Origin of the sequence: Paenibacillus sp. IHBB 10380, from assembly GCF_000949425.1 — a bacterium.
Taxonomy (GTDB): domain Bacteria; phylum Bacillota; class Bacilli; order Paenibacillales; family Paenibacillaceae; genus Paenibacillus_AQ.
In genome coordinates this window covers 554,606-578,405 of the sequence record NZ_CP010976.1, presented here as the reverse complement: position 1 = coordinate 578,405, position 23,800 = coordinate 554,606, and the positions used below count along the sequence as shown (strand labels likewise).

Here is a 23,800-nt window from a genome sequence, read left to right as displayed (position 1 = left end):
TTAATAAGCCATTCTTCTGTATTTAATAAATAAACATAGCATCACCGAAGCTGAAGAAACGATACTGCTCTTTCACCGCTTCCTTATACGCTTCTAATACATGATCTCTTCCTGCCAAGGCACTAACTAACATCACTAAAGTTGATTTAGGTAAATGGAAGTTCGTGATCAATGCGTTCACTACTGTAAATTGATGCCCAGGATACATGAAGATATTCGTCCATCCACTACTTGCTGAGAGAGGACCTTCACCACATTGTTGTCCAATAGTTTCAAGAGTTCTACATGAAGTCGTACCTACAGCTATTATTCTTCCCCCACGGTTACGGGCATTATTTAACAAGTCCGCTGTCTCTTGGGATATAGAGTAATATTCTTCATGCATGACGTGGTCTTCGACACGTTCTACTGACATCGGTCTAAATGTACCTAGTCCTACATGCAAAGTGATGAATGTTACAGTCACTCCCTTGGCACGTATCTCATCCAATAATTCATCTGTGAAATGAAGACCTGCCGTAGGTGCCGCAGCTGAACCTTCATGACGTGCATATACAGTCTGATAACGTTCACGATCATTCAACTTTTCTTTAATGTAAGGTGGAAGTGGCATCTGTCCGAGCCGATCTAGAATTTCCTGAAACACGCCCTTATAGTTAAAAGAAAGAATGCGCGCTCCCATCTCTCCCTCTTCTTCAATGACAGCCTGTAGCTCATCGCTGAAATGAATCACATTTCCCTTTTTTAACTTCTTACCTGGCTTAACAAGAGCTTCCCAACGATCCTCGCTCACATTTTTGAGCAGCAACACTTCTGCTTTCGCTCCTGTATCTTCCTTTGTACCGAATAATCTAGCGGGAATAACACGTGTATCATTCAGCACAAGTGTATCTCCTGATTGTAAATAATCCAATATTGCTGTGAAAGACTCGTGCTTAATACTTCCGTCCTCTTTATTTAAAGTTAACAGACGTGAAGAGCTTCGGTCTAATAATGGTGTCTGTGCAATTAATCGTTCTGGTAGGTCAAAATTATATAACTCTACATCCATGGTGTCGTCATTCCTTAACAATAGTGACATTTTGATAATAGTGTTTCAAAATATCCTGATAATTATTCCCATCATCTGCCATCCCCTTGGCTCCCCATTGCGAGAGTCCCAAGCCGTGACCATTACCTCGTCCTACAAATAAAAACTTCTGACTTTTGTTCAAAGCATTTGCCTTTGAGTCAGCGTTCATAATGGGCGTTTGTGTATTACTGAAACTGTTGCCTCCAAAAGTAGAAATCGCTGAAAAAGGCGATGGCATTGTTGCTTTAACCGTTGTACTGTCAGAGCCTAATTCAGTATAACTTCCGATAGGTACAATATCAAATAGCGTACTTGGCAACCCATTAAGTGCAGAACGGAAAATGTCTGCATATTTCACCTCTAGAACTTGCCCGTTTACCTGCATCTCAATAACTCGTCCCGATGGACCCCGTTTAGTCACCTCAAGTGTACTTATAGAACTAGGTAACTTGGTTGTTGTCTTGCCTTGCATAGATTTAAGTAATTCTTCAGAAGTATAAGGACCTCTAACCCATGAATACGAATTGGATTCAGATACTTTGTCCAGAATAGTAGCTGTATCCCCTGGATTAAGCTTGCCAACAGCACTCACGCTAGACTGGATAAGTGGAAGCGGACGTACATTGGTATCTTTAGCAGTTACCGTTAACTGTCCAAGACCTGCATTTATTGTGCCTGCTAGCTCTTTTACATTATCTTCACGGATAAATCCTGTAACGCCATTATTCAAAAGTACATAATACCACATTTTCAAGTTTTTTTGCGCGGATATATCTTCTTCACTTGCTACACTTGCAAACGTATCATTCACATTATTCCATACTTCGCTGGAATCGGCTGTCACGCCTCCACTATTCGAGGAGAATATAGCTTCTACCACCTTACCATCCTTCATAAGAACTTCACCCTGCGTAGCATCAACAGCATTTGTGATGCTCGGAGCTTCGGAACTTATTCCTTGATATACTTGGCTTAGTGTCGTATCCACTACGTCTGCAATTTTAAATTTGTTATTTTGGAATTTAGCATAACTTCTAGCAGCTACGGCTTGCGTTTTCAATGCCTCTTCTGCCCAAGAAGAAGGAACTTCTCCACCTACTACTGAATATAAATACTGGTCAATTGGTACCTCATTTACAAGAGACAATTGTCCATTATAGGAGCTGATCTCGAAAGCACCACGATAGCTTCGTTGGGATCTTTCTATTACTTTCGTTCCCTCTGCGTTTGCTGGAATCCATAACTTAGTCAAAGGATCAACGATTTGATAATGATCGACGGATTGTGCTGTCTTCAGATTCAATCCAACATCCTGTCTTTTTATGAGTGCAGGAATATTCAGCTCAACGTCACCTAGCGTTATCTTCGGTAATAACTTATTTGCCTGACTCTTGATAGCTGTCAGTTCATTGCTATTCGCTGCTTCTCCTACCCACACAGCATATGAATAACTCTCTGTAGGTAAAATAACCACTGCTGCATCCATACCTGCATCGTTAAACTTGGCTCTCTGTAATTCAGCCTGAGCCTCAGTTCTATACATGCCTGCGGATAAATAGTTATTTCCCTTCACCGTAGGAGTCTGACCATTCAATTGAGCAACTACCGTCTTAGATACACGAGATATAGCCGCTGCAGCCTCTTGCTCACTCGCATATATACCAGAATAAAGTTGGTATACTGACTTTCCATTTTGGGAAATACTAAATAGCATCGGCTTATCACTTGTTCCTGAAAGTTTCTGTGATGCATCTGTTGCTGTTTTCCAATCGGTTGTCTCTAATACTTTAACTCGATATTGATCTACACTGAAACGTGCTTGGGTATTAGCTGCAAAGGAAATCCAAGCTTGATATCCATCTGCCCCATTCTCACCAATGCTCCAATTATTCTCCGATTGAAGCGTCACGGCGGGAACCGTTGACTTATACGTGCTACCTAAATTTAGAAAAAGTGCAACTCTTACCGTATCATTAGAAATTGCTAGAGCTTCACTAGGCACTTGAAAACATGCCGCTGTAATGACGATAGCCAAAATTCCTTTACTGAGCCAATTCTTACTTCTTCTGCTGAATTTTTTTATCATCTATTTCTCTCCCTTTCTAGTGATTAAGCATAAAATTCTTCCCCGCTTAACATCAATGATGTTCTGGAGGTAGTGGAAGACCTAGATGTTGATAACCCGTAGGCGACACCATTCTTCCTCTTGGAGTTCGTTGTAAGAAACCAATCTGTAATAAATAGGGCTCATATACATCCTCAATCGTTTGGCTCTCTTCACCAATCGTTGCAGCAATCGTATCCAGCCCTACAGGCCCACCACGAAAGCTCGTGATCATGGAATGGAGAATCTTATAGTCAATCTGGTCAAGCCCTCTAGGATCGACTTGAAGCATTTTGAGCGCCTGTTCTGCAATATCTTGTGTGATCATCCCATCGCCACGTACTTGAGCGTAATCACGTACCCGTCTCAGAAGTCTGTTGGCTATCCGAGGAGTCCCCCGAGACCTGAGTGCGATTTCATCTGCTGCATTCCCCACAATCTCTATGCCAAAAATATCAGCGCCTCTAGATACGATATAACTCAATTCATCTACACTATAGTACTCTAGCCGACTAACTACACCGAAACGGTCCCTCAACGGTGCGGAAAGAAGCCCAGCACGGGTCGTAGCTCCTATCAATGTAAAGGGCGGCAGGTCCAATCTCACAGAACGAGCACTGGGTCCTTTACCAATCATAATATCCAGAGCGAAATCTTCCATGGCCGGATATAACACTTCTTCTACAGTACGATGTAAACGATGAATCTCATCTATAAAGAGAACATCTCCCTCTTGAAGATTCGTGAGCAATGCTGCTAAATCTCCAGGACGAACAATAGCGGGTCCAGATGTCGTACGCAGATTCACGCCTAACTCATTTGCAATAATGTTAGCTAGCGTTGTTTTGCCGAGTCCAGGGGGACCATAGAGTAGTACGTGATCTAACGCTTCGCTACGCATTTTTGCAGCTTCAATGTAAATCTTCATATTTTCTTTCACTTGATTCTGTCCGATATATTCCGCTAAATAGCGAGGACGGAGACTAAGCTCCACCGCCTGATCTTCCATCATTAAATTTGCTGATATAATCCGATCTTCCATTAATTAACCGCACCTCTTTCTCAGCCCGCATAGAGCAGTTTGAGCGACTTCTTCATCATAACATCAACCGTATCTTCATAGCTGACATCATCCTTAATTTTGAGCCACACACCATCGAGCTCTGCATCTGTATAACCAAGAGTCTTCAAAGCTTCCCTAGCCTCTGACCAAGAAGAGTGATCTCCTTCTTGCGGTACCTGAACAGCGAATAGCCCTTCTGAATATACTGCTGCACTGAAATCATCCAGCTTGTCCTTCAAATCAAGAATCATGCGTTGTGCCGTCTTCTTACCAATACCCGGCATCTTCGTCAAATACGTTATATTCTCTTGATATATAGCTGTTACCACAAGATCAGGATCACCACCACTAAGAATACCAAGAGCAACTTTAGGCCCTATTCCCGATACTTCTATCAATTTACGGAACAATTTCTGTTCTGCTCGTGTAGGAAATCCGAATAATAGAATCGCATCTTCACGTACACTATGGTGAATATAAGCTATAACATCCCCTTCAGCTTTCGCAAAAGCATAAGGATTAGGACAGAACACACGATATCCTACTCCATTTACATCGAGAACGACATATTCATTCTCTAAATGGGCTACAGGTCCTCTTAAGAAATCAATCATTTCCGCAATACCTCATTTAATTTCGAATTTAAAGTATATGAATGTGCATGACAGATCGCAACGGCTAAGGCATCGGCAACATCATCTGGCTTAGGAACCTCTTGTAAGCGAAGGTACATTCTCACCATTTCCTGGACCTGTTTCTTCTCTGCTTTTCCATAACCAACAATCGCTTGTTTAACCTGCATAGGTGTATACTCTGATACGGGAAGCCCTTTCTGTTTCGCTGCTAATATCATCACACCTCGTGCTTGACTTACAATCATCGCAGTCGTGACATTCCTGTTGAAGAACAGCTTCTCAAACGCAACCGCTTCCGGTTGATATTTATCTATTAATTGCACAATGCCTTCATACACATGCAATAATCGGTCTTCTTCTGGTGTATGAGCTTCTGTCTGAATACACCCGTACTGAACCGGAGTAACTTTGCTTCCGACCTTGTCTACAAAACCAAAGCCTACTATAGCGATACCCGGGTCAATCCCTAAAATCCGCAACTTAAATCTCTCCCTTATCATAAAGCGAACATATGTATTCGTTCTCTTATTATATGAAAAATGATCTACTAAGTCTATCATTCCGAAAAAACGTGCTTTCTATTGGCAATATTTGATTTGACCAATGCTTTTCTTCTTTCTTATAATGGGACTACATTATATCTGATTGAAAACCAGGGGGAGACAGAGTCATGGAAGAAATACAGATCCACTTTAGCGAAGCACTCAAAGATAAACCAGATGAACAACATTTAGGGTTCGGTCAGCACTTCACAGATCATATGTTCCTCCTTGATTACACTTCTGGTCAAGGTTGGCATGATCCTCGCATTGTACCGTATGCCCCTTTAGTGCTCGATCCAGCGGCTCTCGTCTTTCACTATGGACAAGCTGTCTTCGAAGGTTTAAAGGCATATCGTACTGAGAGCGATAAAATTCTTTTATTTCGTCCTGAAAAAAATATGGAGCGTCTCAATCATTCCAATGAACGACTAGGTATCCCTAATATCGATGGGAATTTTATTATTCATGCCATTCAAACCTTAATTGGAATAGACCAAGAATGGATTCCTACAGGTGAAGGAACATCTCTTTATATTAGACCGTTTATTATAGCTACTGAAGCATGTCTAGGTGTCAAAATTTCTCGCACCTATAAATTAATCGTAATTCTCTCTCCTGTTGGTGCTTATTACTCAGAAGGCCTTCAGCCTATCAAAATCAATGTTGAGAGCTCCTACACACGCGCTGTGCGCGGTGGACTCGGGACAGCCAAAGCTGCAGCTAATTATGCGGCTAGTCTCAAAGCACAGATTGAAGCCCAAGAGGAAGGATACTCTCAGGTGTTATGGCTTGATGCTATTGAGAAAAAATATATTGAAGAAGTCGGAAGCATGAATATATTTTTCAAAATAGACGGTAAAGTGATTACGCCTAAGCTAAATGGTAGTATCCTTTCTGGGGTCACTCGAGATTCCATTATAAACTTATTGAAGAGTTGGAATGTACTGGTAGAGGAAAGACAGATTTCAATGGAAGAAGTATATCAAGCTTCATGCGATAATACCCTAGAAGAAGCTTTTGGAACAGGAACAGCCGCTGTTATTTCTCCTGTAGGTGAATTATTCTGGATGAAGACGAAGATGACCATCAATGATGGACAGATCGGTGTTCTATCGCAAAAGCTATATGATACGATCACTGGTATTCAAACCGGAGTATTACCCGACACTTTTGATTGGACTTTAGAAGTATAAGCTTGTAGGGCTTACCCAAAATATGTACAAAAAACCTCTAAATCCACTATAACGGTGGGCTTAGAGGTTTTTTAACTCGATATTATTTCGTTCGTTTCATCACATTCTCTGAATGCTCGCGGGCATAATCACTGAATGTTGAGATCACACTATTATACTCGTCTATATCCTTAATTCGAATACCACTTTGTAGTTGTTCAAGTACACCTTCGGGGAGTGAAGATTCCATTGAGTTAATGTCCAATTGAAAAAACGTCTTCAGAACCTTTTCTTTTTTAGGAGAATCCTCATACATCGTTAAATTCCCCTCTATATCCATGCTGATATAAGCTTTCTGCTTACACATAGGAGACAGATCAGATATAGATTCTATAAATACAACTTCTCCATGATCATCAACATCAGCTTTCCATGTAGGGTGATTTTCGAGTAATGCACCTATTTGATTTGAGTTCAAATTTCCAAGATTCTGTTTTTCTTGACCACAAATATATTTTTTAAGCAATGTGACTTGATGAATGTCATTACTACTTCTAAGTTTCTTCAAAAAATCTATATCTTCTAAATATTCTTCCTCTGAGGAAGTACTCTGAAGATAACGTAACGTTTCAACAGCTAGCTGAGGCTTTAAGCTTAGTAAAGACTCTACTTTATTAGGTAAGTGAGTACCCCACCATACGAGCCCAATGACTACAGCACAGGTCGCTACTGCTCCAATTTTTCGCTTCAATTGTTTCCAATGCCTCTTTATATGTTTTTTGAGACGAGAAGAATTCACTTTAATCCCCTTCTATCTACTGTCTTTTCTTTATTGTGACCGAAGAGTTGAAGGAATATACAACAAAAAACCATCGAATAATATTCGATGGTTTTTTTAATCGGGACGACACGATTTGAACATGCGACCCCCTGGACCCAAACCAGGTGCTCTACCAAGCTGAGCTACGTCCCGATACTATGCCGGTGGAGGGACTCGAACCCCCACGGTTTCCCTCGCGATTTTGAGTCGCGCGCGTCTGCCAGTTCCGCCACACCGGCGCATAGTTATATATAATTGCAAAAATGGTGCGCCCTAAGAGATTCGAACTCCTGGCCTTTTGATTCGTAGTCAAACGCTCTATCCAGCTGAGCTAAGGGCGCAAATATTAAAAATGGAGCGGACGACGGGAATCGAACCCGCGACCCTCGCCTTGGCAAGGCGATGCTCTACCGCTGAGCCACGTCCGCATAAAATGGTGCGCGTGGAGGGACTTGAACCCCCACGTCATAGACGCTAGATCCTAAGTCTAGTGCGTCTGCCAATTCCGCCACACGCGCACACTGACAAAAAAAATGGTGAGCCATGAAGGATTCGAACCTTCGACACCCTGATTAAAAGTCAGGTGCTCTACCAACTGAGCTAATGGCTCTTACTATAAAAATGGCGGAACCGACGGGATTCGAACCCGCGATCTCCTGCGTGACAGGCAGGCATGTTAGACCGACTACACCACGGTTCCACATATTCTATTCCTTAGCAAAGGAATAATTGGTTGCGGGGGCAGGATTTGAACCTGCGACCTTCGGGTTATGAGCCCGACGAGCTACCGGGCTGCTCCACCCCGCGTCATCAACAAAATATTTATGTTACATCCATATATCCAGCAAAGGATCTTATGGTGGAGGCTGAGGGGATCGAACCCCCGACCCTCTGCTTGTAAGGCAGATGCTCTCCCAGCTGAGCTAAGCCTCCATATGTATGACCCGTATGGGATTCGAACCCATGTTACCTCCGTGAAAGGGAGGTGTCTTAACCCCTTGACCAACGGGCCTTAAAAATGGCTCCCCGAACAGGGCTCGAACCTGTGACAACTCGATTAACAGTCGAGTGCTCTACCAACTGAGCTATCAGGGAAAATCCGCTTGGCGACGTCCTACTCTCCCAGGACCCTGCGGTCCAAGTACCATCGGCGCTGGAGGGCTTAACGGTCGTGTTCGGGATGGGTACGTGTGGAACCCCTCCGCTATCGCCACCAAACAGGATTTTTGTGCTGCTTATCTACTTTGTTAATACTTCAACAAAATATCCAACCCTATAAAGGGCATGCAACATAAAATCAGTACAAGGTTTAATCCTTGAAAACTAGATACGAAACGAATTTGCAATGTTAAAACAGCATATGCTTCCGAAGTAGTTTCACTTCATGAAACTTTTAGGATAAGCCCTCGACCGATTAGTATTGGTCAGCTCCATGCATTACTGCACTTCCACCTCCAACCTATCTACCTCGTCGTCTTCAAGGGGTCTTACTAATTGGGAAATCTCATCTTGAGGGGGGCTTCACGCTTAGATGCTTTCAGCGTTTATCCCGTCCGCACGTAGCTACCCAGCTATGCTCCTGGCGGAACAACTGGTACACCAGAGGTGCGTCCATCCCGGTCCTCTCGTACTAAGGACAGCTCCTCTCAAATTTCCTGCGCCCACGACAGATAGGGACCGAACTGTCTCACGACGTTCTGAACCCAGCTCGCGTACCGCTTTAATGGGCGAACAGCCCAACCCTTGGGACCTACTTCAGCCCCAGGATGCGATGAGCCGACATCGAGGTGCCAAACCTCCCCGTCGATGTGGACTCTTGGGGGAGATAAGCCTGTTATCCCCAGGGTAGCTTTTATCCGTTGAGCGATGGCCCTTCCATGCGGTACCACCGGATCACTAAGCCCGACTTTCGTCCCTGCTCGACTTGTAGGTCTCGCAGTCAAGCTCCCTTCTGCCTTTGCACTCTTCGAATGATTTCCAACCATTCTGAGGGAACCTTGGGGCGCCTCCGTTACTCTTTAGGAGGCGACCGCCCCAGTCAAACTGCCCACCTGACACTGTCCCCGAACCGGTTTACGGTCCTAGGTTAGAACCTAGATACGATCAGGGTGGTATCCCAACGGCGCCTCCGTAGAAGCTTGCGCTCCTACTTCTCAGGCTCCCACCTATCCTGTACAGATCGTACCCAAATCCAATATCAAGCTGCAGTAAAGCTCCATGGGGTCTTTCCGTCTTGTCGCGGGTAACCTGCATCTTCACAGGTATTAAAATTTCACCGGATCTCTCGTTGAGACAGCGCCCAAGTCGTTACGCCATTCGTGCGGGTCAGAATTTACCTGACAAGGAATTTCGCTACCTTAGGACCGTTATAGTTACGGCCGCCGTTTACTGGGGCTTCGGTTCATAGCTTCGGGTTACCCCTAACCACTCCCCTTAACCTTCCAGCACCGGGCAGGCGTCAGCCCGTATACTTCGCCTTGCGGCTTCGCACAGACCTGTGTTTTTGCTAAACAGTCGCTTGGGCCTTTTCACTGCGGCCCCCTCGTGCTATTCACACTACCGGGGCACCCCTTCTCCCGAAGTTACGGGGTCATTTTGCCGAGTTCCTTAACGAGAGTTCTTCCGCGCGCCTTAGAATACTCTTCTCGCCTACCTGTGTCGGTTTGCGGTACGGGCACCTTCTCCTGGTTAGAGGCTTTTCTTGGCAGTGTGAGATCATGACCTTCGCTACTATAATTTTCGCTCCCCATCACAGCCTAGCCTTCATGATGTGCGGATTTGCCTACACATCAGCCTCACTGCTTAGACGGACACTTCCATCAGTCCGCGTCACTACCCTGCTGCGTCACCCCATTACTCATAACGGATTACGGTGGTACAGGAATTTCAACCTGTTGTCCATCCACTACGCCTTTCGGCCTCGCGTTAGGTCCCGACTTACCCTGAGAGGACGAGCCTTCCTCAGGAAACCTTGGGCTTTCGGCGGATCAGATTCTCACTGATCTTTTCGTTACTTATACCGGCATTCTCACTTGTATGCTGTCCAGCGCTCCTTACGGTACACCTTCAACCTGCATACAACGCTCCCCTACCCCTGATACTAATGTATCAAGCCATAGCTTCGGTGGCGTGTTTAGCCCCGTTACATTTTCGGCGCAGAGTCACTCGACCAGTGAGCTATTACGCACTCTTTCAATGGTGGCTGCTTCTAAGCCAACATCCTGGTTGTCTGTGCAACTCCACATCCTTTCCCACTTAACACACACTTGGGGACCTTAGCTGATGGTCTGGGCTGTTTCCCTTTCGACAATGGATCTTAGCACTCACTGTCTGACTCCCGGAATTCGAGTCTATGGCATTCGGAGTTTGACTGAGTTTGGTAACCCTTGCGGGCCCCGCACCCAATCAGTGCTCTACCTCCACGACTTATTTCCGAGGCTAGCCCTAAAGCTATTTCGGGGAGAACCAGCTATCTCCGAGTTCGATTGGAATTTCTCCGCTACCCCCACCTCATCCCCGCATTTTTCAACATGCGTGGGTTCGGGCCTCCAGTGCGTGTTACCGCACCTTCACCCTGGACAGGGGTAGATCACTCGGTTTCGGGTCTACGTCCACGTACTAAAATTCGCCCTATTCAGACTCGCTTTCGCTGCGGCTCCGGCTTCTCACCTTAACCTTGCACGGGAACGTAACTCGCCGGTTCATTCTACAAAAGGCACGCCATCACCCATTAATAGGGCTCTGACTTTTTGTAAGCACACGGTTTCAGGTTCTATTTCACTCCCCTTCCGGGGTGCTTTTCACCTTTCCCTCACGGTACTGTTTCACTATCGGTCGCTAGGTAGTATTTAGCCTTAGCAGATGGTCCTGCTAGATTCATACGGGGTTTCACGTGCCCCGCACTACTCGGGATCCGTCTCGGAGGGATTAGACTTTTGGTTACAGGGCTTTTACCTTCTATGCCGGGCCTTTCCAGACCTCTTCACCTAACCTAATCCTTTGTAACTCCATGTGAGACGTCCCACAACCCCAAAGAGCAAGCTCCTTGGTTTGGGCTGTTCCGCGTTCGCTCGCCGCTACTGACGGAATCACTATTGTTTTCTCTTCCTCAGGGTACTTAGATGTTTCAGTTCCCCTGGTCTGCCTCTACATTCCCTATGTATTCAGGAATGAGTAACTGCGAATTACCACAGCTGGGTTTCCCCATTCGGACACCCCCGGATCAAAGCTTGCTTACAGCTCCCCGAGGCAGTTTCGTTGTTCGCCACGTCCTTCATCGGCTCCTAGCGCCTAGGCATCCTCCGTGTGCTCTTAGTAGCTTAACCATTTCGCTCATTTGTTGCGCTGTCCGCTCTCTTGTCCGTTCATTTCATCTATTGAGTGAACCCATTAGAGGTTGAAATGAACTCCCAAAGGATCGATCATCACATCAAATTCGCTAGCTACCTTTACACTACATTCAATTCATAATGAGTTGAATGTTAAATATAAAAGAATGTTCTAAATCGCAAATTCGTTTCGTTATCTAGTTTTCAAGGATCAAAGTCATTTCTACAAGAGAAATAACATGTTTGAAAGATTGCTCTTTCAAAACTGACAACGAGTGAGGAAATATTCATGGAATCTATTGTTCCATAAGTCTTATCTTGACTCTTATATGAATGTTTCCGTTGCAGGAAACGATTCTCCATAGAAAGGAGGTGATCCAGCCGCACCTTCCGATACGGCTACCTTGTTACGACTTCACCCCAATCATCTACCCCACCTTCGGCGGCTGGCTCCCTTGCGGGTTACCCCACCGACTTCGGGTGTTGTAAACTCTCGTGGTGTGACGGGCGGTGTGTACAAGACCCGGGAACGTATTCACCGCGGCATGCTGATCCGCGATTACTAGCAATTCCGACTTCATGCAGGCGGGTTGCAGCCTGCAATCCGAACTGAGACCGGCTTTGGTGGGATTGGCTCCATCTCGCGATTTCGCAGCCCGTTGTACCGGCCATTGTAGTACGTGTGTAGCCCAGGTCATAAGGGGCATGATGATTTGACGTCATCCCCACCTTCCTCCGGTTTGTCACCGGCAGTCTGTTTAGAGTGCCCACCATAATGTGCTGGCAACTAAGCATAAGGGTTGCGCTCGTTGCGGGACTTAACCCAACATCTCACGACACGAGCTGACGACAACCATGCACCACCTGTCTCCTCTGTCCCGAAGGCCGCCACTATCTCTAATGGATTCAGAGGGATGTCAAGACCTGGTAAGGTTCTTCGCGTTGCTTCGAATTAAACCACATACTCCACTGCTTGTGCGGGTCCCCGTCAATTCCTTTGAGTTTCAGTCTTGCGACCGTACTCCCCAGGCGGAGTGCTTAATGTGTTAACTTCGGCACCAAGGGTATCGAAACCCCTAACACCTAGCACTCATCGTTTACGGCGTGGACTACCAGGGTATCTAATCCTGTTTGCTCCCCACGCTTTCGCGCCTCAGCGTCAGTTACAGCCCAGAGAGTCGCCTTCGCCACTGGTGTTCCTCCACATATCTACGCATTTCACCGCTACACGTGGAATTCCACTCTCCTCTTCTGTACTCAAGTCACCCAGTTTCCAGTGCGACCCGGGGTTGAGCCCCGGGATTAAACACCAGACTTAAATGACCGCCTGCGCGCGCTTTACGCCCAATAATTCCGGACAACGCTTGCCCCCTACGTATTACCGCGGCTGCTGGCACGTAGTTAGCCGGGGCTTTCTTCTCAGGTACCGTCACTCCAGGAGCAGTTACTCTCCTGAATCTTCTTCCCTGGCAACAGAGCTTTACGATCCGAAAACCTTCATCACTCACGCGGCGTTGCTCCGTCAGACTTTCGTCCATTGCGGAAGATTCCCTACTGCTGCCTCCCGTAGGAGTCTGGGCCGTGTCTCAGTCCCAGTGTGGCCGTTCACCCTCTCAGGTCGGCTACGCATCGTCGCCTTGGTGAGCCGTTACCTCACCAACAAGCTAATGCGCCGCAGGTCCATCTGTAAGTGACAGATTGCTCCGCCTTTCAACATCTCCTCAGGAGAGAAAATGTATTATCCGGTATTAGCTACCGTTTCCGGTAGTTATCCCAGTCTCACAGGCAGGTTACCTACGTGTTACTCACCCGTCCGCCGCTGAGTATTAGGAGTGCAAGCACTCCATCAACTCCGCTCGACTTGCATGTATTAGGCACGCCGCCAGCGTTCGTCCTGAGCCAGGATCAAACTCTCCAATAGAATTGAAAAGAGCGATATGCTCATTTTGAAACAAACTGGCGAGAATTTGCATTCTCTACCAAATGATTTCTCATTTGTTTTGACTTCACTTTCGTGAAATCTTTACTCACTCGTTGTTCAGTTTTCAAAGATCAATTTCTCTTTCGTTGTCTTCAGTGTTTCTCTCTGACAACTTTTATATCATATCATGTTATATTGTTTAATGCAAGAACTTTTTTTCTGAAGTTTTAAAAGAAATTATATTATTCTATTAAAACAATCTGCTCAGTCATTACTCTGAATAACGACTGGATAAATAATATAACACAGAATGAACTGACATTGCAACTATTAATTTTACATCCATGTTTGACCTCAAAAGAACAAAAAAACCTCCAAAAACACTATACTAGTGAATCTGGAGGTTTCTCTAAAATTGAAGCCTTAGAATTCGCCTTTATCGTTACCTATCCTTCACTTATCCATTAATCCAAGGATTATAACGTCTATGTCTGGAACTTTTAGACTTGACTTGTTTTTTACGCGGTGCTGCATTATTTTTTTTGACAGATTTAATTGTCGCTTTGTTGTCATCAACTGTTTCTTTACTTTTCACTTCTTCTCTTGAAACCAGCAACTCATCAGATTTCGCAATAACTTCCTCTGCTATATCAGACTCAGATGCTCCACCTTGCAGTAACTCGTCAGGTTGTCGGCAACCACAGTCTTTAGGAGCATTATTCTCTGACATTAAATGACCTGATTCATAACCTCCAAATGGGGCATTAGGAAGTGTTTGATATGCCCCTTGTACCTCGGTCTGTGGGAAAGTCCATTCATAAGGCGATGTGCATGAATAATAAGGGGCAAAATTTACGGCTACCGGTGCCACGGGCATAGGGGTAGGAGCACAGTTCAGATATTGAGAATTCTCTCCTCCTACTGATTGGGGTATATATGTCGGCATGTTATATGGTGTGTAGCAATCTGGTATTGCATAGCTCATTGGGTATACTTCAGGGCAACAAAGCTGTTCAACCTGAGCATGAGCCCAAATGTTCGGTTGTTCGTAATACGGCGGACAGTTGTACTGTGTAGGTTGAGTAAATGAGCTATTGTCTGCTAAACCTGGATAATATGAAGTATTCTCAAAACCTGGAGAGTTCATTTCTCCATAAGGCATAGGATTCGCTTCTACCGGCTTCTTATATACAACTTCTTCAGTTGGAACCGGAAATTGAATGTATAAGTGCTGTTCGAGCTCTATATGCTCAACCTCTGGAATAGGCATAGGTTGGACTGGCTCTACCGGCTTCTCATAGACTGGTACTGGTACTACTGGCAATGGAACTGGTATGGGCGGATTAGGATTAGGTAAAGGTTGAGTAGATACTTTCTCAGGTTGAGGTAGTGGCATTTCTGGGAGTTGGGGCAATTGAGGTATAACGGGTTGAGTAGGTTTAGGAGCAATCACATTCTCCTTAGGAGCAGTCACATTCTCCATAGGCGCAGTCATATTCTCCTTAGGTCCTGTGTGAGTTTTACTACCTGGGATTGTCTTATCCGGCATCTGATTATTATTCTGAGGCTGTTCTGTCATTCCTGATTTGGGGATATTCACAATTTCGCCCAAGAGAAGAGCATTAGGGTTTTTCAGTTGCGGATTAGCATCAATCATTTCTTTTAGAGAAATGCCCCAAGCCTTCGATAGCTTCCACAGACTATCCCCCTGCTTCACAGCATGTTTATGGATAATCTGTTCAGGTGCTGGAACTGGAGTAGCTTGCGATGGGATTTTAACCTTATCCCCCACGCTCAGTTCATTTGGATTAGAAAGTTGAGGGTTGGCCTCGATTAACTCTTCCAAAGAAACCCCATACTTCTTAGATAATTCGTATAAGGTTTCACCTTTCTTTACCATGTGTATTTTCACGCGACAAAAACCTCCTAAACTTCTTATAGGCAGAATATAGCCCGCCTTCGTTACTTTCATCTTATGCAGGTATTGGGCGGATGACATCATTGATCACAAAAAAAAAAATCCTTCCGCGCTTAAGCACGAAAAGATTTCCCTTGGATTTTTAAATAGCTTACCTACTTTATCTACGCTTCCCACACCTTATATCCATCTAAACTGACTATGTTACGGAACTCTTCGAGTAGCTTCAAGGTAATAGGTCCAGCTTGACCCGATCCAATTACTCTTCCATCAATTTCTCTAGCCGCAATAACTTCAGCAGCTGTTCCTGTGAAAAAGACTTCATCAGCAATATACACATCATGCATTGTAAAAGGTTCCTCTTTAAGCTTATAGCCTAATTGTTCACACAATTCGATAATCGCCAATCTGGTAATACCTTCAAGCGCTCCTAGATAACAAGGAGGGGTAAAGATGACATTGTTCTTCACTATAAAAATATTATCGCCCGATCCTTCTGTCACATAGCCTTGAGCATTCATCATGATTGCCTCGTCAGCATCTGCAAAGTTAGATTGCATTTTCACTAAAATATTATTCAAATAGTTCAACGACTTAATCTTAGGATTAAGCGCGTCCGGAATATTTCGACGTTGTGATACGGATACAGCTCTAAGCCCGTTAATATAAGCTTCCTCAGAATAAATGGCAAGTTGCTCTACGATAATAAGTACCGTTGGGTTCGCACAACGACGTGGATCTAGACCTAGATTACCAACACCACGAGATACGACCAAACGAATATAACCATTACGCATATCATTACGGCGAATCGTTTCAGCCATAGCTTCACGTATTTCGTCTTGGGAGAGAGGAATAACAAGTCCAATGGATTTGGCTGAATCATAAAGTCGACTCAAATGCTCTGCACATTTAAATATGTTACCGTCGTAAATTCGAATCCCTTCAAAAATACCGTCCCCATACAAAAAACCATGATCAAACACAGACACCTTTGCATTTTCCTTCGTTACATATTGACCATCTAAATAAATCCATTGTTCTGACATGAATTATAGTACCTCCAATTTTTATTTATCATAAGTATAAATAGGGTAAACACCTAAAATACGTACCTGACATCCCAACGCTTCAATCTCTGCGATAGAAGCCTGTAGCAATACCGCATTCATATCTTCGAGTATATCAATATAAAAATAATAACTTCCAAGCCTCTTCTTCGTAGGACGCGATTCAATACGCGATAAATTCAATCTCCTCCATGAAAAGGCTGACAATACCTGATGAAGCGCTCCTGGATAATCTTCTGGAAGTGTTACCGTAATACTTGTCTTCATTTGGCTGCTTGGACGCTGAAGCTCAACAGAATCCGCTCCAATAAGTACAAATCTCGTGAAGTTGTTATCATGATCTGTTACACGTGGTGCTATGACATCCAAACCATGAGTTGTCGCGCCAAGTAACGTTCCGATAGCAGCCCACCCTTGTCCTGAATGAGACTTGACGATCTCCACTGCCTCTGAAGTACTCCCAACGTTCTCCAATATAGCTTGTGGAGCATACTTACGTATAAACTGCTGACATTGTGAAGTCGCTACCGGGTGAGATAGAATTTTAGTAATCTTTCCTAGATCTACCTCATCCTTATCGGACAGAAATTCTTTCTGATTACCAATTAAATTCTGTATTGAAGGATATACCCACTCTAGTTGCATAGGGATATCTACCTCGTTCACGAGCCAATCCATATGCAAACTTACCGATCCTTCAATGGTGTTCTCAATCGGAATTACACTATAATCACTCTTTCCTTGAACTGTTGAAAGGAACACATCTGAAATTAGCTTATAGTGAACAAATTCCACGGGTTCATTTCCAAATAAGTGAACCACAGCCTCATGAGAGACCGAGCCTTCTGGCAGTAACGCTATTCGTTTCACGCCTTAATTTCCCCTTTTATCATATCTATGAACGGTTCTGACTGAACATCTGAATAGATAACGACTCCGTCTTTGGATGGCTCAAGCCATCTTACAGTTGCTTGAATACCATGTTCATTCATCGTATGAAGCAAATAGGTTTCTAGCTCTTGCTTCTGCTGACTTCTTCGATCCACTAAAGCGAGCAAAGTTGGTCCTGCACCACTCAGTGCAATACCCAATGCCCCATAATTGTATGCGTCCCTTAAAATCATTGACATTCCTGGGACTAGACTAGCTCGATAAGGTTGATGCAACCGATCACTCATAGAGGGTCCTAGAAGATCAAACCTACCGTTCGAGAGCGCCGCTACTAGTAAGGATGATCGACTAATATTATATACGGCATCCTCCCTGCTTATCTGTTCAGGAAGCACCTCCCGAGCTGCAGATGTAGACAGCTGGAATTCGGGAATAACAACAAGTACTTCTAATTCCTCATGTGGTTCTATTCTTATATAATCTGCATGTGTACCGTCCCAAATAGCTGTAATAATACCGCCGAACAATGACGCCCCTACATTATCAGGGTGCTTCTCAAGACCTGCCGCCATATCAAAGAGTTTATCATTACTTAAAGGGGATCCAATGAGAGCATTAGCAGCTGCCATCCCACCTACAATTGCCGATGCACTGCTTCCTAGTCCTCTGGTTAGCGGTATTTCAGAATACATAGAAATTTCAATCTCCGGTATCTGCACACCCGCTTCATCAAACACCATTTGAGCTACTTGATATACGAGATTACTTTTATCCTCAGGGATATCCTTCATTTCATCTCCATAGAAATGGAATTTCGTCTGTTCAGAGACTTTCATTTCGATCCATGCATACAGCGATAATGCCATGCCTAACGTATCAAACCCTGGCCCCAAATTGGCTGTACTCGCTGGAAGCCTGATCCGAACACCTTCCGACCTAATCATACTCGTACCTCTTTCTGGAAATTTAGAATATACGGTTAGCCTTCAACACGATACACACTTTTGATTCTTCGAATAACTTCAAGTCCTTCAAAATGATGTAACACTTTGTTCATACTCGCCTTACTCGCATCATGTGTGACAATAATAATCTCGGCTTCAGGATTATGTGCATTAGGCTGCTGTACTACGGATTCAAGACTAACATCAAAGTCAGCAAATACCTGTGTAATTTGTGCAAGTACACCTGCTTTATCATCTACATGTAACAGAATGAAATTCTTGCATTTAATTTGTTCATCACTCTTCAGCTTTTTCTGTTTATAAGGGACGATTGCCTTGAGACCGTTCACACCAAGCTTCAAATTCTTAATCACGGACACGAGATCCGCTACTACTGATGTTGCTGTAGGCATCGCGCCTGCACCAGCCCCATAGAACATCGTTTCTCCAACAGCTTCTCCGTATACATATACCGCATTAAAAACGCCATTTACAGAAGCTATCGGATGACTTTGGCGCACCATCGTTGGTTGTACACTAATGCTGAACTCTTCATCTTCGCGTTCTGCAATACCCAGAAGCTTCATTTCATAACCAAGACGCTTAGCATAGGCAATATCCTCTTTAGTAACCTGAGAAATCCCCCGCACACTTACATCCTGAAGTTCGACATTTGTTCGGAAACTAAGCGTTCCTAGAATTGCCATTTTACGTGCAGCGTCTAAGCCTTCAACATCAGATGTAGGGTCTGACTCGGCATAACCAAGCTGTTGAGCTTCTTGTAGTACATCATCATAAGAGGCACCTTCTTGACTCATTTTGGTCAGAATAAAATTCGTTGTTCCATTCACAATGCCCATCACTTTCAATATTCGATCTGAAGAGAATCCTTCAATTAATGTACGAATAATCGGTATCCCACCTGCAACACTAGCTTCATAGAATACATCACATTGTTTCTCTTGAGCCTTGGCTAGGATTTCAGAACCATGGAGTGCCATAAGGTCTTTATTAGCTGTAATAATGTGCTTGCCACGTTCTAGAGCTTCTAAAATATAAGCCTTAGTCTGCTCAATACCTCCCATGACTTCTACAATGACATCAATCTCAGGATCACGAATAACATCCCATGGATCTTCAGTAAGTTTATTTGAATCAATCGGAATATCTCGAATTTTATCGCTACTTCTCACTGCTATTCTCTCAATAATGATGGGTGATCCCACTTGACTACTTAAATCCTCTTGGTTACCTTCTACAATTCGAACAACACCTGTACCTACTGTTCCTAAACCTAACAAACCTACTTTTACTGGTTTCATTTAACATACCCTCCTATGCTACTCATCCTTAACAGCCTATATTTCTACAATAGTACATTTCTAACCTTGACCGATCATATGAACACGTTTAACTCCAGGGACTGCCTTCATACCTATAATCATATCACCAAGTTCTTCACTCATTCGTGAAATTTCCACCGATATGACCACATTCGCCATACCTTGTAATGGAATGCTCTGATGCATCGTTAGAACGTTACCTCCAAAACCAGCTACAAGACTCAGCACCTTGGATAACATTCCTGAGCGATGTTCTAGATCTATCGATATGGTAACAATCCTTTCACGTTCTAATTGGTGAATGAGATGAATCCCATCTTTATATTTATAAAAGGCACTGCGACTTAAACCAACTTGTTCGACGGCTTCATGTACTGTCTTCACTTCTCCGGTAGCAAGCAATTGCTTCACTTGCATCGTCTTGATGACAGCTTCCGGCAAAATATCTTCCCGAACTAGGTAATAGCGTTCTTTCACGAACGTCCTCTCCTCAAAGACTGCTGTTTGCGTATTGTGGACATTATAATAGATATTACCTTTAGAGGTCAATAGACTCCAATCTTTTTACATAAAAAAAAGCCGCATACAGTACTTTGAAAGTACCACATACGGCTATCTCGCTTAATAATAACTGCTTCCTTCGACAAATTCGAACTCGAAATCAGCAATACGAACGATCGTTCCATCAACAGCTCCACGTTCACGAAGCTCGTGATCGACACCCATACTACGGAGAATACGAGCTAGCTTCAGGATCGCTTCATGGGAATTCAGCTGCATTCTTTTCATCATATGCTCGATCTTGGCGCTATGAACAATAAAGGCCTCATTCTCACGAACAATAGTGAATGAATCTTCTTCTTTCTTGTCTAACTTGTATACTTTTCTTTCTGTCACTTCTGAAACTTCCTCAATCACAGGCTCCTCGGAAATCTGATCAAGGATATCTGTGGCACGATACAACAATTCCTGAACGCCTTGACGTGTGACTGATGAAATTGGCATAATCATCATTTCCGGTCTGAGTTTCTGTACCTTCTCACGGAACGACGCCAAATTTTCTTCCGATTCTGGCATGTCCATTTTGTTAGCTGCTACAATCTGCGGACGCTTCATCAGACCCGGATTATATAGTTCAAGTTCTTCATTAATCTTGATCCAGTCTTCAAAAGGATCTCGTCCTTCAGAACCTGACATATCCACAACATGGATAATAACTCTTGTACGCTCTACATGACGCAAAAACTCATGTCCAAGTCCTATTCCCTCATGGGCACCTTCAATGAGTCCTGGTAGATCTGCCATAACGAAGCTACGACTATCTCCAACATCTACCACTCCGAGATTAGGTGTTATGGTTGTGAAATGGTATGCACCAATTTTAGGAGTAGCTCCAGAAACCACAGACAAGAGGGTAGATTTACCTACACTAGGGAATCCGACCAATCCAACATCAGCCATCACTTTCATTTCCAATACGACATAACGTTCTTGGCCTTCCTCACCGTTCTCAGCAATTTCAGGTGCTGTATTACTTATGGTAGCGAATCGTGTATTCCCTCTTCCGCCTCGACCACCTTTAGCAATTACAATTTGTTGGCCGTGCCGAGTTAAATCCGCAATAACCTCACCTGTATCATCATCTATCAATGTAGTCCCTGGTGGAATGCGAACAACCATATGCTCCGCATTGGCACCATGTTGACTTTTATTGCGACCTTTTATACCGGGTTTTGCCTTGAAATGACGTTGATAACGAAAATCCATGAGCGTACGAAGACCTTCGTCTACTCTAAAGATTACATCGCCACCTTTACCCCCGTCACCTCCAGCTGGTCCACCTTCTGGCACATACTTTTCACGTCGGAAAGCAACAAGACCGTCGCCACCGTCGCCACCCTTCACATACACCTTTGCTTTGTCTACAAACATAACTTCACCTTCCTCATGTATCACACGGTACTCGCAGTTGAATCGAAGCTTGTGAAGATTGAAGCTGCTTCGTTGTTATTCTATCGCTCTGTACCACATTATGAATTTGTTTCTGCAACATTTCAGAATCGACCTGAGATCCTTCACCTTCAAAATGAGCAACAACTTCACCATGCTCCTCATACAAAGTAAGGATGAGCTTCCGACTCTCCCCCGAGGGTGCAAGGTTACTATATTGATACGCTCGTATGGTCTGCATAATAGCAGAGACCCAAGTTTCACTGTCCTCTTGTCTCATTCTATCTGCCAGTTGAAGGTCATTCATAACAACAACCTCAAGCTCAATGTTGCTTCCTATTGTGCGAAAGGACTGTAAGTAAAATACCAAGGAAGGAATTCCGAGCGTTGCAATCTTACTCTCAACTTCCATCCTCTCCTTTATTCTACCCACACATCCTACCGTTTTATCATGCTTTCCGAGCTGAATGTAACCATACAAAATTTGTAGATCATTCATCCAGTCATGTCGGTGGTGATTCAAAGTCTTAATAGCTGTCCTTTCAATACTTCGAATCACCGCACGCTGCCTCATTTCACTATCTCTTTGAATAAATCTCATTCCGATCCAGAGCACTGCAGCCACCCACAGAGTTAGCAGAATACCCCACAGTAGGGACTCGTACCTCAGTAAGAAAAACAAAGGAAACCATATGGATATGACAGCTAAAGCCAATAAACTTTTCCTGGATTTCACGTCTTCTCCCCGTTCTTCTTTATACAATTGGTTGATTTAACCAATTCCAAGTATACCACAGTCCCTCTCTCCAAATCATCCTAAAACCTACAAAAAAAGCCCTCGGCACTTATTGGCCGGAGGCTTCTTGTTCTAACTCTACCGTTACGATAGCAATTTAAGCTTCCATTGCTGCCGCTACAGGAGCGATATCTACCGGGTAGACGCTCACTTTCTTGCGATCGCGGCCCCAACGTTCGAATTTCACAACGCCTTCCACTTTAGCAAACAAAGTATCGTCTTTACCGATGCCAACATTTGTTCCTGGATGAATTTTTGTTCCGCGTTGGCGAACCAAGATACTTCCACCAGTAACCACTTGACCGTCTGCACGTTTCACACCAAGACGTTTCGACTTACTGTCGCGACCGTTCTTTGTGGAACCTACACCCTTTTTCGAAGCGAATAACTGAAGATTCAACTTTAACATGGTTTCTACCTCCTTCTTTAAATAATAACGTCCTCTATTTGAATATACTCACCGTATGATTCAGCAACATCATTCAACATAACTACCATTGACTCCAGTAATAGCTGCACTTTGCTTGACGTGAACTCATCCTCAATATGAGGTACTACTCCACTCAAAAAACCATCATGCATTGTAGCATCCAATAAGATACCCGTTAATGACTCGATCGAGTTAACCGTTCCAACTGTGACTACCGATACTCCAGCACACACAATGTCTTCTCCAGCCTTCGCGTAACCAGCATGTCCCTTCACCTTAAAGCTTTGGATAGCTCCGTGACTATTTCTAAAAATACGTACGATTATCAATTCATCGCACCTTCTTATGCCTGGATTTTCCCAATTGTTACTTTAGTGTATGGTTGACGATGACCTTGTTTCACATGATAGTTCTTCTTAGGTTTGTATTTGTATACAACAACCTTATGACCTTTACCATGCTTCTCAGCTTTAGCAGTTACAGTTGCACCAGAAAGTAATGGTGTACCTACTACCAAACCATTGTCACCAGAAACTGCTAGTACACGGTTGAAAGTTATATCTTCTCCGTCTTCTACGCTCAATTTCTCAATGAACAATACATCGCCCTCTTGCACTTTGTATTGTTTACCGCCTGTTTCAATAATTGCGTACATATTCTTGCACCTCCTTCATGTCTCAGACTCGCCTAGTCAAGGTGGCAGCACTATATACAACACTGCACTTCACAACCCGATCGGAGCGGTTACAGCATGTGTAGGAGAAATCTTCACCAAACACATACTAATAGATGATAGCACAA

Annotated in this window: 18 protein-coding genes, 11 tRNA genes, 3 rRNA genes and 1 other annotated feature; of the genes, 1 reads left to right on the top strand and 31 read right to left on the bottom strand. The window is 44.0% G+C overall.

Features of this window, described 5'->3' with window-relative positions:
• Positions 1-22: 22 nt before the first annotated feature.
• From queA to ruvC, 5 genes are read right to left on the bottom strand one after another with little or no spacing between them, the layout of a single operon-like run.
• Positions 23-1,051, bottom strand: coding sequence for a tRNA preQ1(34) S-adenosylmethionine ribosyltransferase-isomerase QueA (gene queA, locus UB51_RS02465; RefSeq protein WP_044875917.1), 1,029 nt, complete (start codon positions 1,049-1,051; stop codon positions 23-25).
• Between the two features lie 7 nt (positions 1,052-1,058).
• Positions 1,059-3,158, bottom strand: coding sequence for a SpoIID/LytB domain-containing protein (locus UB51_RS02460; protein ID WP_044875916.1), 2,100 nt, complete (start codon positions 3,156-3,158; stop codon positions 1,059-1,061).
• 52 nt (positions 3,159-3,210) lie between these two features.
• Complete coding sequence (gene ruvB / locus UB51_RS02455; RefSeq protein ID WP_044875915.1) at positions 3,211-4,218, bottom strand: Holliday junction branch migration DNA helicase RuvB; 1,008 nt, start codon at positions 4,216-4,218, stop codon at positions 3,211-3,213.
• A gap of 20 nt (positions 4,219-4,238) precedes the next feature.
• Positions 4,239-4,853: a Holliday junction branch migration protein RuvA gene (ruvA, locus tag UB51_RS02450; RefSeq protein ID WP_044875914.1), complete on the bottom strand. Its 615-nt coding sequence runs from the start codon at positions 4,851-4,853 to the stop codon at positions 4,239-4,241.
• Entirely contained in the window at positions 4,850-5,353 is a 504-nt protein-coding gene (gene ruvC / locus UB51_RS02445) for a crossover junction endodeoxyribonuclease RuvC (protein WP_044875913.1), read from the bottom strand. The genes ruvA and ruvC overlap by 4 nt, the downstream gene beginning before the upstream one ends.
• Before the next feature lie 191 nt (positions 5,354-5,544).
• On the opposite strand from ruvC, the gene UB51_RS02440 reads away from it, so the two are divergent.
• Positions 5,545-6,609 (top strand): branched-chain amino acid aminotransferase, encoded by a 1,065-nt coding sequence (locus UB51_RS02440; protein ID WP_044875912.1) that lies wholly within the window; start codon positions 5,545-5,547, stop codon positions 6,607-6,609.
• Positions 6,610-6,691: 82 nt separating this feature from the next.
• On the opposite strand, the gene UB51_RS02435 is transcribed toward UB51_RS02440, so the two are convergent.
• From UB51_RS02435 to rplU, 26 genes are all read right to left on the bottom strand, one after another.
• A complete protein-coding gene (locus UB51_RS02435; protein WP_144406937.1) occupies positions 6,692-7,339 on the bottom strand; it encodes a BofC C-terminal domain-containing protein in 648 nt (215 codons plus the stop codon).
• Positions 7,340-7,487: 148 nt separating this feature from the next.
• Positions 7,488-7,561: transfer RNA gene (locus tag UB51_RS02430), tRNA-Pro, on the bottom strand.
• Positions 7,562-7,567: 6 nt separating this feature from the next.
• Positions 7,568-7,647, bottom strand: a tRNA-Leu gene (locus UB51_RS02425).
• Between the two features lie 25 nt (positions 7,648-7,672).
• Positions 7,673-7,749 (bottom strand) — tRNA-Arg (locus UB51_RS02420).
• Between the two features lie 12 nt (positions 7,750-7,761).
• A tRNA-Gly gene (locus UB51_RS02415) sits at positions 7,762-7,836 on the bottom strand.
• Positions 7,837-7,842: 6 nt separating this feature from the next.
• Positions 7,843-7,926: transfer RNA gene (locus tag UB51_RS02410), tRNA-Leu, on the bottom strand.
• A gap of 16 nt (positions 7,927-7,942) precedes the next feature.
• Positions 7,943-8,018, bottom strand: a tRNA-Lys gene (locus tag UB51_RS02405).
• 12 nt (positions 8,019-8,030) lie between these two features.
• A tRNA-Asp gene (locus UB51_RS02400) sits at positions 8,031-8,108 on the bottom strand.
• A 30-nt stretch (positions 8,109-8,138) separates the two neighbouring features.
• A tRNA-Met gene (locus UB51_RS02395) sits at positions 8,139-8,215 on the bottom strand.
• A 50-nt stretch (positions 8,216-8,265) separates the two neighbouring features.
• Positions 8,266-8,341, bottom strand: a tRNA-Val gene (locus tag UB51_RS02390).
• A gap of 7 nt (positions 8,342-8,348) precedes the next feature.
• Positions 8,349-8,420 (bottom strand) — tRNA-Glu (locus tag UB51_RS02385).
• A 7-nt stretch (positions 8,421-8,427) separates the two neighbouring features.
• A tRNA-Asn gene (locus tag UB51_RS02380) sits at positions 8,428-8,503 on the bottom strand.
• Positions 8,504-8,509: 6 nt separating this feature from the next.
• Positions 8,510-8,626 (bottom strand): 5S ribosomal RNA (gene rrf, locus UB51_RS02375).
• Between the two features lie 176 nt (positions 8,627-8,802).
• A 23S ribosomal RNA gene (locus UB51_RS02370) occupies positions 8,803-11,733 on the bottom strand.
• A 368-nt stretch (positions 11,734-12,101) separates the two neighbouring features.
• Positions 12,102-13,657: ribosomal RNA gene (locus UB51_RS02365) — 16S ribosomal RNA — on the bottom strand.
• The 16S, 23S and 5S rRNA genes sit together here with 11 tRNA genes alongside, the layout of an rRNA operon.
• A gap of 457 nt (positions 13,658-14,114) precedes the next feature.
• Positions 14,115-15,569, bottom strand: a complete 1,455-nt coding sequence (locus tag UB51_RS26165) for a LysM peptidoglycan-binding domain-containing protein (RefSeq protein ID WP_052675735.1) — start codon at positions 15,567-15,569, stop codon at positions 14,115-14,117.
• Between the two features lie 170 nt (positions 15,570-15,739).
• Positions 15,740-16,624 (bottom strand): branched-chain-amino-acid transaminase, encoded by an 885-nt coding sequence (ilvE, locus tag UB51_RS02355; RefSeq protein WP_044875910.1) that lies wholly within the window; start codon positions 16,622-16,624, stop codon positions 15,740-15,742.
• Positions 16,625-16,645: 21 nt separating this feature from the next.
• Positions 16,646-17,515 (bottom strand): prephenate dehydratase, encoded by an 870-nt coding sequence (gene pheA / locus UB51_RS02350; RefSeq protein WP_044875909.1) that lies wholly within the window; start codon positions 17,513-17,515, stop codon positions 16,646-16,648.
• Entirely contained in the window at positions 17,512-18,480 is a 969-nt protein-coding gene (gene thrB, locus UB51_RS02345; RefSeq protein WP_044875908.1) for a homoserine kinase, read from the bottom strand. Before thrB ends, pheA begins: the two co-directional genes overlap by 4 nt.
• 35 nt (positions 18,481-18,515) lie before the next feature.
• Positions 18,516-19,802 (bottom strand): homoserine dehydrogenase, encoded by a 1,287-nt coding sequence (locus UB51_RS02340; protein WP_044875907.1) that lies wholly within the window; start codon positions 19,800-19,802, stop codon positions 18,516-18,518.
• A 60-nt stretch (positions 19,803-19,862) separates the two neighbouring features.
• Positions 19,863-20,300 carry an ACT domain-containing protein gene (locus UB51_RS02335; RefSeq protein ID WP_044875906.1) on the bottom strand — a complete coding sequence of 146 codons (438 nt, stop codon included), beginning with the start codon at positions 20,298-20,300 and terminating at the stop codon, positions 19,863-19,865.
• Between the two features lie 144 nt (positions 20,301-20,444).
• Entirely contained in the window at positions 20,445-21,755 is a 1,311-nt protein-coding gene (gene obgE / locus UB51_RS02330; protein ID WP_044875905.1) for a GTPase ObgE, read from the bottom strand.
• A gap of 13 nt (positions 21,756-21,768) precedes the next feature.
• On the bottom strand, positions 21,769-22,509 hold the full coding sequence (locus UB51_RS26775; RefSeq protein WP_044875904.1) for a Spo0B domain-containing protein: 741 nt from the start codon (positions 22,507-22,509) through the stop codon (positions 21,769-21,771).
• A gap of 157 nt (positions 22,510-22,666) precedes the next feature.
• Positions 22,667-22,978, bottom strand: coding sequence for a 50S ribosomal protein L27 (rpmA, locus tag UB51_RS02320; RefSeq protein ID WP_044875903.1), 312 nt, complete (start codon positions 22,976-22,978; stop codon positions 22,667-22,669).
• A gap of 17 nt (positions 22,979-22,995) precedes the next feature.
• Positions 22,996-23,328 (bottom strand): ribosomal-processing cysteine protease Prp, encoded by a 333-nt coding sequence (locus UB51_RS02315; RefSeq protein WP_044875902.1) that lies wholly within the window; start codon positions 23,326-23,328, stop codon positions 22,996-22,998.
• 14 nt (positions 23,329-23,342) lie between these two features.
• Positions 23,343-23,654, bottom strand: a complete 312-nt coding sequence (gene rplU, locus UB51_RS02310; protein ID WP_044875901.1) for a 50S ribosomal protein L21 — start codon at positions 23,652-23,654, stop codon at positions 23,343-23,345.
• 14 nt (positions 23,655-23,668) lie between these two features.
• Positions 23,669-23,755 (bottom strand) — a sequence feature (ribosomal protein L21 leader region).
• Positions 23,756-23,800: the final 45 nt, after the last annotated feature.